Origin of the sequence: Pseudoduganella sp. RAF53_2, from assembly GCF_052113985.1 — a bacterium.
Classification (GTDB): domain Bacteria; phylum Pseudomonadota; class Gammaproteobacteria; order Burkholderiales; family Burkholderiaceae_D; genus Rugamonas.
This window is the reverse complement of record NZ_JBFRDW010000206.1, coordinates 1-8,858: the sequence shown is the minus strand read 5'-3', so window position 1 is coordinate 8,858 and position 8,858 is coordinate 1. Positions and strand designations below refer to the sequence as shown.

Sequence of the window (8,858 nt, the reverse complement as noted above, 5' to 3'; positions counted from 1 at the left end):
ACCTGATTGGGCAACAGGAAGATCCGGTCAGCGGCCTGCCGCAATTCCAGAACGCGAACCACTTCCGTGCGCAGGGCATCGAGGCCGAGTATGAACGCAATTACGCCCGCGGCACCCGTCTGCGCACCAGCGTCGCTTATCAGAATGTGCGCCAGGACGAAGCAAACTCCCCGTCGGTGCTGGCGAAGCTGAATGTGGCAAAGCCGTTGCACTACCACTGGCATGCGGGCTTTGAAGCGCAGTACACCAGCCGGCGCGATTTGATGGGCGGCGGCCATGCAGGGGCATTTTTGCTGGCCAATCTGAATCTCTTCACTATCGGATTGACGCGGCATATCGACACCAGCATCACACTCAGCAATCTGTTCGACCGCCGTTACGCCGATCCCGCATCCAGCGCCACACTGCAGCGCGCCATCGCGCAGGATGGTCGGCGCGTGCTGGTCCGCTTGAGGTTGAGCTACTGATGAACGGACTGCGCCACCTCATCGCTTATGCCGCGGCCATGCTGCTGGCGGGGGCGGCGCATGCCCAGCTGCCGCAAGGCGCATCCGAACCGGCATTGAAGGCAGCCATGCTATTCAACTTCGCTATCTTCACCGAGTGGCCGCAGGACACGCTGGCGCCATCCATGCCCCTGCGCGTGTGTACATTCCAGGGTAACGGGCTGCAGGCAGCACTGACTGATATGCAGGACAAAGTCATCAATGGCCACCGCATGTCGCTGCGCGTTCTCTCAACGGGAACGCCTGCATCGCAACTGGCCGGATGCCATGTACTGGCACTGGATGGCCGCGACCGCGATCGCTGGACTTCGCTGCGCGACGAGCTCACCGGCACCAGCGTCCTGACGATTGCGGACGACCGCGTGATCGGCGCGGAAGGCGCCATGATTTCGCTGAATATCGACAATCACCGCATCGGTTTTGACGTCGATCTTGGCTCCGTGCGCCGGGCACGGCTTGCGCTCAGTTCCAAACTGCTGCGCCTCGCAAGGAGCGTGCAATGACACATCTGCTCCAAATCGGCAGCCGCATGGTGCGCGGCACCATGCTGTCCGCAGGCGCCGCACTGGGCCTGGTCACCGTGCTGGTGGTGCTGATCCAGTTCAGCGTGACACGGACTTCCATGTTGCGCGACTTGCAAGTGCAGGCGCGCATTGTCGGCAATAACAGCAGCGCCGCCATGCTGTTTCGCGATCCACGCGCCGGGGAAGAAATCCTGGGCGGACTGGAAGCCTCGCCGGCCGTACAAAGCGCCACCATTGCGGTCGGCGACATGCCGCTCGCGCAATTCCGCCGCCCCAATGCGCCGGTGCCTGAGCTGCTCAACGGCGAAGTGGCGCGGCACGAATACAGCGTCGACTATCTTGATGTGCTGGAACCGGTGCATGCCAACGGCAAGGTTGTCGGGACCGTCGCGATTCGCGCCTCCCTCATGCCCTTGTATCGCCGCTCGGCGGCATTTGCGGCCTTTACGGGCATTGTCGCCCTGGGCTCTTTTGCGCTGGCCTGGCTGATGGTGCGCCGCATGCGGCACGCGGTGGCGCTGGCGGAACAGAATCTGCATCAGCTGGCGCATATCGATTCCGTCACAGGGCTGCCGAACCGGCACGCGTTCAACGACCGCCTGCCATTCGCATTGCGCCGTGCAGACAAGCAGGAAACAGCCGTCAGCCTGCTGCTGCTCGATCTCGACAACTTCAAGGTGGTGAACGATACGCTGGGCCACGACACCGGCGACACCCTGCTGCGCCAGGTCGCGCAGCGTCTGACTGACGCCCTGCGCAGCACGGACATCATCTGCCGCATCGGCGGCGACGAGTTTGTCGTCATCGTCGAACCGGAGCGCGACGAGATATCTCCGGATCGCGTGGCACGCAAGATCCTGCATGCACTGGCAGCGCCGTTCCAGCTGGATCGTCATCAGCTGTTCGTCACGGCCAGCGTCGGCGTCAGCGCGTACCCGCGCGACGCCCTGAACGCGGCTTCCCTGATGCGTTGCGCCGACATCGCGATGTATCACGCCAAGAACAAGGGCAAGAACGCTTACGAGATTTTCCATCCCGAGATGGCGCAGAAAGCCAGCAAGCGCCTGGCGCTGGAAGCCAACCTGCGCCGCGCGCTGGACAATGGCGAGCTGTCGCTGCACTATCAGCCGCAGATCGATGTCCGTACGGGACGCACACGCGGACTGGAAGTGCTGACCCGCTGGACTTGTCCGGAGCTCGGCGTGGTCAGCCCTGCCGAATTCATTCCGGTCGCGGAAGAAAGCGGCGTGATCGTGCCGCTTGGGCGCTGGGTGCTGCAAACCGCCGTACGCCAGGCCGCCGCGTGGCGCGATGCGGGGCTGTTCGAAGGCATCGAACACGTGGCCGTCAATCTGTCCGCCGCGCAGACCAAGGACATGGCGCTGATGACCGAGGTGCAGTCACTGCTGGACGAAACCGGCCTGCCTGCGCGCATCCTTGAGCTGGAGATCACCGAGGGCGTGCTGATGGAAAATGTGCACGCCAATATCGCGCTGCTGAACAAGATCCAGGCGGCAGGCATTCATTTGTCGATCGACGATTTCGGTACCGGCTACTCGTCCATGTCCTATCTGAAGCGCTTCCCCATCGACCAGCTGAAGATCGATCGCAGTTTCGTCAACGGTGTGCCGGGTGACGGCGAAGCGATCGCCACCGCCATCATCGCGATGGCGCACAGCCTGAATCTGAGCGTGGTGGCGGAAGGCGTGGAAACTGCGGAACAAGTCGCCTTCCTGCGCGGCGTGGGATGCGATGTCATGCAGGGCTACTACTTCGCGCGGCCTATGCCCGCGGCGCAGCTTGAGGCGCTGCTGCGCGAGGGCCGGCGCTGGGAAGCCATGGCCGACGTCGGCGCCTATATTTAACGCATATTGTCCAGCGCCCCTTTTGCCACGCGGCGCTTGACTGCGGCCTGCCCATCGCGCGCCATGCAGCGCCGCACGACATGCCAGTAGGACGGCGCCAGATTGGCAGCGCCTTCGTAAAACCCGCGCGCTACCAGCAGCTTGTGCATCGCCGGCAGACGGTAGCAAGGCACCGAGGCGGCTAGATGATGCTCCACATGGTAGTTGACGCGATTCGGCGCCACCAGTAGGCGCGCCAGCGGCCCCGCCAGCGTGGTGCCGGTATTTTCGCGCAGATCGGCGCCTTGCGCGTCAGGCAACCCTCCGTGCTCCGCCATCACGCGCAGCCGCAGAAGGAGCGGATAGACAAAGATCATCCCGATCCACCAGCAGGCGTACACCTGTGGTATACCGGCAGCCCACAGCGCGCCAAACAAAAGTGCGTGCGCCAGCAGGAACGGTCGCAGAGCCGTGGATTCATTGCTGCGCATCTGATAGGCCACATTCTTGACGCCGTTGATGCCGGAGACGTCGCGCAGCAGCTTACGCAACAAGCTGGCGCGCGTGGCGGGATAGCCGTCGACAAACGCGAGATCCGGATCTTGCCCGGTGCCGAGCGCGCGGTGATGCTGTAGATGGCCGCGGCGGTAGCCGTGGTATGGCACGTTGGGCAGCGCGCCGAACAGCCAGATCCCCGCCCACTCATTGAGCTTGCGCGAGCGGAAGAAGGTCAGGTGCGCGGCTTCGTGCGTCAGGATGCCCAGCCCAAGCGCCCGGCCAGCCAGCACAACGGACGCCAGCACCCAGGCCGCCGGATTGTGCCAAAGCGCGGGCAACGCGAAGGCCGCGGCAATCAGGCCGGCATTGCAGGCGACGACCCAGACGGCTTGTCGATTGCTGGGCGTGGTCAGGGAGCGCAGCTCGTGGCGCTCAATGTAGCTCAGGATATTCATGCAAATATGCTAAGCGCGGCGTGCAGCGAATGGCGTACAATTTCAGCCATTTAACGGACTGTTTTCGCCATGATCCCCGTCAGCATTTACGTCGACAAAAATTGCTGGGCAGGTTCTGTCTACCTGATCAGGGAGCTGCTTGCCGTCGCCGGACCGCTGATCAAGAACAATGCTGATCTGCGCCAGGCGGCGCTGTTCGACATCACCCTGGTGGGGCCGACCATGCAACCGCTGCCCTCCTTCACCGGACCGGTAATTACACCCGAGCGCAGCCTGCGCACGGCGCGGCCGGCGCAAGTGATTGTGCTGCCAGCCTTCTTCCTGCCGCCAACCGCGCATCCGCCGCTGAGCACTGCCCTGCGGCGCTGGCTGGAGCGCGCCCGCGACAACGGCGCCTGCATTCTGGCCATCGCCAGCGGCGTGCGGCTGCTGGCGGAGGCAGGCATGCTGAATGGACGGGATGCCACAGGCAATATGTCCGATCGCCGCGCATTTGCGGTGCACTATCCTGAAGTGCGTTTCGATCCGGACACGCCGCTGGTGGTGGACGGCCAGCTGATTACGGCCGCCAGCATTGCGCCGGCGATTGAAGCTTGCGCGCATCTGATCAGYCGCTTCCACGGCGAGAAGGCGGCCAGCAAATTTGCACGCTTTACGAATTCGGCGCGCCAGCTAAGCTACGACCAGGGCACGCTGAATCTGCGCAGCTTGCAACAGCACGGCGATGRACGCGTGCTGAAGCGCAGCGCTATCTGGAACAACACTGCACGCACGCTATATCGCCGGACGATGCGGCGCGCCATGCGGCACTCAGCCCGCGCACGCTGACGCGGCGCTTCCAATCCGCCCTGGGCATGACGCCGGTACGATYTCTGATGCGCTGCCGCGTGGAGCATGCCAGGCGCCTGCTGGCGCATCGTGGCGCCAGTATTCAGCGGGTGGCGATTGAGGTGGGATTCAACGATGAAGCGGTATTCCGCCGGGCGTTCCGCCTGTGTACAGGCATGACGCCGAGCGAATACCGCACGCAAGCGGCGGGTCAATGACCCGCGCTACGTCGGCCGCGTCGACGACCGGCCCTGCGTAGGGCGGATCATCGATCCGCCGCAGCTCAGTCGAGCTTCGTGGCGTGCTCGCGGGTAGCGTGGAAAGTCAGCTTCGGCCAGCGCTCCTGCGTCAGGCGCAGATTGACGCCCGAGGTGGCCAGATAAGCCAGATTGCCCGCGGCGTCGTAAGCGACGTTGTGGCCCAGGGCTGCTTCGAAGTCGGACAGCGCCTTCTTGTCGTCGCTGGACACCCAGCGCGCAGTGCTGATGCTGGTGCCTTCAAACACAGCGTCGACGCCGTATTCGTTCATCAGGCGGCTCGCCACCACTTCAAACTGCAGCACGCCAACCGCGCCCAGCACTACATCGCCGCCCGTCACCGGCTTGAAGACCTGCACGGCGCCCTCTTCGCCCAGCTGCTGCAAGCCTTTCTGCAGCTGCTTCAGCTTCAGCGGATTACGGATGCGCACTGAGCGGAAGAAGTCCGGGGCAAAGTAAGGAATGCCGGTGAACTGCAGCATTTCGCCTTCCGAGAAGGAATCTCCGATCTGCATATTGCCGTGGTTCGGCAGGCCGATGATGTCGCCTGCGTAAGCCTCTTCCACCTGTTCGCGCGACGATGCCATAAAGGTCACCACCGACGACACCTTCACCTCGCGGTTCAGGCGCAGATGCTTGATCTTCATGCCGCGCTCGAAACGGCCGGAGCACACGCGCAGGAAGGCGATGCGGTCGCGGTGGGCCGGGTCCATATTGGCCTGGATCTTGAACACGAAGCCGGAGAACGGCTGTTCGGTCGGCGCCACGGTACGGATGGTGGCGTCGCGGCTGCCCGGTGCGGGCGCCCAATCCACCAGCGCGGACAGGATTTCGCGCACGCCGAAGTTGTTGATCGCGGAACCGAAGAACACCGGCGTCTGTACGCCTGCCAGGAAATCTTCCAGCTTGAACGGATGCGAAGCGCCATGCACGAGTTCCACTTCCATGCGCAGCTGGTCCATCTCCTGCGGGAACATCTCCTGCAGCTTCGGATTGTCGATGCCCTTGACGACTTCGAACGTCTGGCTTGCGCTTTCCTCGCCGGCACGGAACAGCAGCACTTCGTCGCGCAGCAGGTGGTACACGCCGCGGAAGTTCTTGCCCATGCCGATCGGCCAGGTCACCGGCGCGCACTGGATCTTCAGCACGGACTCGACTTCGTCCAGCAGCTCCAGCGGATCGCGGCACTCGCGGTCCAGCTTATTCATGAAGGTGACGATGGGCGTATTGCGCATGCGGCAGACGTCCAGCAGCTTGATGGTCTGCGCTTCCACGCCTTTTGCCGCGTCGATCACCATCAGGCCGGAGTCGACGGCGGTCAGCACGCGATAGGTATCTTCCGAGAAGTCCTGGTGGCCCGGAGTGTCCAGCAGGTTGATGATGTGGTCGCGGAAATCGAACTGCATCACCGACGAAGCCACGGAAATGCCGCGCTGCTTCTCGATCTCCATCCAGTCGGAGGTGGCGTGGCGCGCGCTCTTACGCGCCTTCACGGTACCGGCCATCTGGATCGCGCCCGAGAACAGCAGCAGCTTTTCAGTCAGCGTGGTTTTACCCGCGTCAGGGTGGGAGATGATGCCGAAGGTGCGGCGACGCTGCACCTCTTTGGCGATCAGAGCGGGAGTCTTGCCGCTGCCCGAGGCAGCGGCTTCATTCAGCAATTCGTCAGACATGATTTGGGGGTGAGGCAAAGCGGGGAAACCCGCTATTTTACCTCAATCCCCCTTCACGCGGCGCCATCCGACCGGGTGGGCGCCTTCGGAATCAAGTTCACTGATTGGATTGGTCAACGTTTCGCCTTTTGCGGTAGTGGTAATCATCTTCAGTTCACCCTTCGGCAGTCGGATGATGATGAAGCCTACAGCCGCCGAGGTATTGGACAGCGTGCCACCCACCACATTGCTGTTCACGCCAGTACCGTTGCAGACGTCCACGGCATATACATTACTGGTGCCGCCTACCGAGCAGTCCGAAGAAGAGCTCGGGATATTGGTCACCACGCTGGCCACGCCGCTGACAATTTGCGGGTCAAGGTTCATACGTTCACCGGCGTTCAGCTTCCAGTCAAAGTACCAGCCATTCTGGGTACGCAGATCCACCGGATTGCTGGTGATGGTGAAAGTCTGGGTGTTGGTGCCGCCACCCGACAGCACCTGCTGCACCATGGTCGAGCCACGGACATCAATCGTCGAGCCGGAGTCCTTCAGCAGATAGAGGCTTTGCACATCGACGTTGGAGGTATCCGGCACATCCAGCAGGCGGCCCGAGCCAAACAGCACCACGCGCTGGGCGAGCTGGGAACCGTTCGGCTGCTGTACCGCGCACAGCGTCACGTCCGGACGGGTGGTGATCGGCTGCTTCACGCCCGCATCGCCCATTTTGACGACTGCCACCGCACCGTTTTTATCGGTCAGATCGAAGCGCCACATCTGGCCCTGATTGTCGCCGCCATAGATGTAGGTGACGTCCGGAATCGTGTTCGGATCGTCGGTAATGGCAGTAATTTTCGCCAGGCCGGAAGGCGTAGTCGAGTCGCCGGAGCCGGTACCGACTTTCTTCAGGATATTGCCCGTCTTGATGTCGACAATGTACAGATAACCCTGGCCATTGCCCGTGCTGACACCGTCAGTGCCCGGAATATTGTTATAGCCGGAAGTCAGGAACACCACCCATTGGCCATTCCAGCGCCCGAACTGCGGGTTACCAAAAGTCAGACCGAGATCCGGATCGTTATTGCTGCAGACGGAAGAATCTGCGCACAGTTCCCACAGGATCTTCGGCGTGTCGTTCGGGCCAGTCACCGCCGTCACATCCAGCGCATAGTAGCCGCGGCCACCGCCATTCAGGCCAGCCACCATGACGGTCTTCCAGACATTGTCGATCTGGACGTCCGCCACTTCCGGCGAACCATCGGTCGTGAAGATGTGGTTGGTGCCATAGGTCGTGCTGGAGAGCTGCCACAGCTTTTTCATCGTGATGCGCGGCACGTAGGCAAACAGCTCTTCGCCGGTCGCGGCATCGAACGAATGCAGCATGCCATCATTGGCCGCTGTGTACACCACAGGCTGGCGGCCTGCATTATCACTCTTAAAGGCCTGATAGCCGGCATCGGTATRGCCCTTGCGCGGATCGCGCACATAGGCCGGCTTGGACGATGCGATATCGCCCAGCACGATCGGCACCGGGCCGCTGGCGCCGCTCGGCGTGTTGGTGGTCTTGGTGTAGGAGCGGAAGCGCTTGTCATCCGCATACTGCTGCTGGCCGCGCAGCCAGTTCACCAGATTGGCGCCGCTGTTGACAATGGCGCGGTCGGTAGTCGACAGCATGCTGCACTGAGCAAGCAGCAGGCACTTATTGTCGAACCAGCCCTGCATGGTCGGCGAAAGCTGGCTGTAATCGAATTCCTTCACCGCACCGGATTCGGTCATGGTCCAGATGTTGCGGCTGTCGGTGCTGGCAGCGACTTTGCGGCCAACGGTATCGGAGCTGATCCAGGTGATGGCATTGCCCACAATACCCGTGGTCGGGTCGATCTTCTTGTCGGCCAATTCGCCATACCACTTCACGGTGGTGAAAGTGTCGGAGAAGATGTCGTTGTCCTGCTGCGAAATATTAGGCGTCGAGGTTGCAGCCGCCGCAGCAGCACCAACACTCACCTGGATGTTGGACAGTGCTTCGTTCAGGCCAGACACCACGTCCTGTGGATCTTTGGCGCTGAAATATTTGCCGTGACCGTTGATGGCCGCGTGCCACAGATCGTCCACACGCTCCTGAACGGTGCTGTTGTTGCTCGCCGTTTGCGGGTCCGGCCACACATAGTTCTTGCCGCCATTCCATGGGCATCCAGTGGCATTGGTAATCAGCTTGTAGAAATCGCCGCCAACCGTGGGTGCCGTATTGTAGTTAGGATCGTAAACCATGATACCGTCGATACCCAGACCCAGGG

The 8,858-nt window shown here is 62.2% G+C and carries 7 protein-coding genes and 1 pseudogene; 5 read left to right on the top strand and 3 right to left on the bottom strand.

The features are described from left to right. From AB4Z11_RS14010 to AB4Z11_RS14000, 3 genes and pseudogenes are all read left to right on the top strand, one after another. Positions 1-467, top strand: a pseudogene (locus AB4Z11_RS14010) (TonB-dependent receptor); the annotation flags it as partial. After that, positions 467-1,009, top strand: a complete 543-nt coding sequence (locus AB4Z11_RS14005) for a YfiR family protein (protein ID WP_442025857.1) — start codon at positions 467-469, stop codon at positions 1,007-1,009. The pseudogene AB4Z11_RS14010 and the gene AB4Z11_RS14005, both read left to right, overlap by 1 nt. After that, positions 1,006-2,895: a putative bifunctional diguanylate cyclase/phosphodiesterase gene (locus AB4Z11_RS14000; protein WP_442025856.1), complete on the top strand. Its 1,890-nt coding sequence runs from the start codon at positions 1,006-1,008 to the stop codon at positions 2,893-2,895. The genes AB4Z11_RS14005 and AB4Z11_RS14000 overlap by 4 nt, the downstream gene beginning before the upstream one ends. Here AB4Z11_RS14000 and AB4Z11_RS13995 read toward each other — a convergent pair. Next, positions 2,892-3,827, bottom strand: coding sequence for a fatty acid desaturase family protein (locus AB4Z11_RS13995; protein ID WP_442025855.1), 936 nt, complete (start codon positions 3,825-3,827; stop codon positions 2,892-2,894). The genes AB4Z11_RS14000 and AB4Z11_RS13995 overlap by 4 nt on opposite strands. Positions 3,828-3,896: 69 nt before the next feature. Here AB4Z11_RS13995 and AB4Z11_RS13990 point away from each other — a divergent pair, with 69 nt between their 5' ends. Together AB4Z11_RS13990 and AB4Z11_RS13985 are read left to right on the top strand one after the other, a co-directional pair. After that, positions 3,897-4,655 carry a DJ-1/PfpI family protein gene (locus AB4Z11_RS13990; protein ID WP_442025854.1) on the top strand — a complete coding sequence of 253 codons (759 nt, stop codon included), beginning with the start codon at positions 3,897-3,899 and terminating at the stop codon, positions 4,653-4,655. 26 nt (positions 4,656-4,681) lie between these two features. Further along, a complete protein-coding gene (locus AB4Z11_RS13985; RefSeq protein ID WP_442025853.1) occupies positions 4,682-4,873 on the top strand; it encodes a helix-turn-helix transcriptional regulator in 192 nt (63 codons plus the stop codon). 65 nt (positions 4,874-4,938) lie between these two features. Here the strand turns inward: AB4Z11_RS13985 and AB4Z11_RS13980 are convergent, their stop codons facing one another. Both AB4Z11_RS13980 and AB4Z11_RS13975 read right to left on the bottom strand, forming a co-directional pair. Then, positions 4,939-6,585 (bottom strand): peptide chain release factor 3, encoded by a 1,647-nt coding sequence (locus tag AB4Z11_RS13980; protein ID WP_442025852.1) that lies wholly within the window; start codon positions 6,583-6,585, stop codon positions 4,939-4,941. A 42-nt stretch (positions 6,586-6,627) separates the two neighbouring features. Further along, positions 6,628-8,858 (bottom strand): pilus assembly protein (locus AB4Z11_RS13975; protein WP_442025851.1); only part of this gene is annotated, 2,231 nt, incomplete at its 5' end.

Bases quoted from the DNA above. Each gene is read 5' to 3' on its own strand.
- AB4Z11_RS14000 (WP_442025856.1), top strand. From the start codon at position 1,006: ATGACACATCTGCTCCAAATCGGCAGCCGCATGGTGCGCGGCACCATG.
- AB4Z11_RS13980 (WP_442025852.1), bottom strand. From the start codon at position 6,585: ATGTCTGACGAATTGCTGAATGAAGCCGCTGCCTCGGGCAGCGGCAAG.
- AB4Z11_RS14005 (WP_442025857.1), top strand. From the start codon at position 467: ATGAACGGACTGCGCCACCTCATCGCTTATGCCGCGGCCATGCTGCTG.
- AB4Z11_RS13995 (WP_442025855.1), bottom strand. From the start codon at position 3,827: ATGAATATCCTGAGCTACATTGAGCGCCACGAGCTGCGCTCCCTGACC.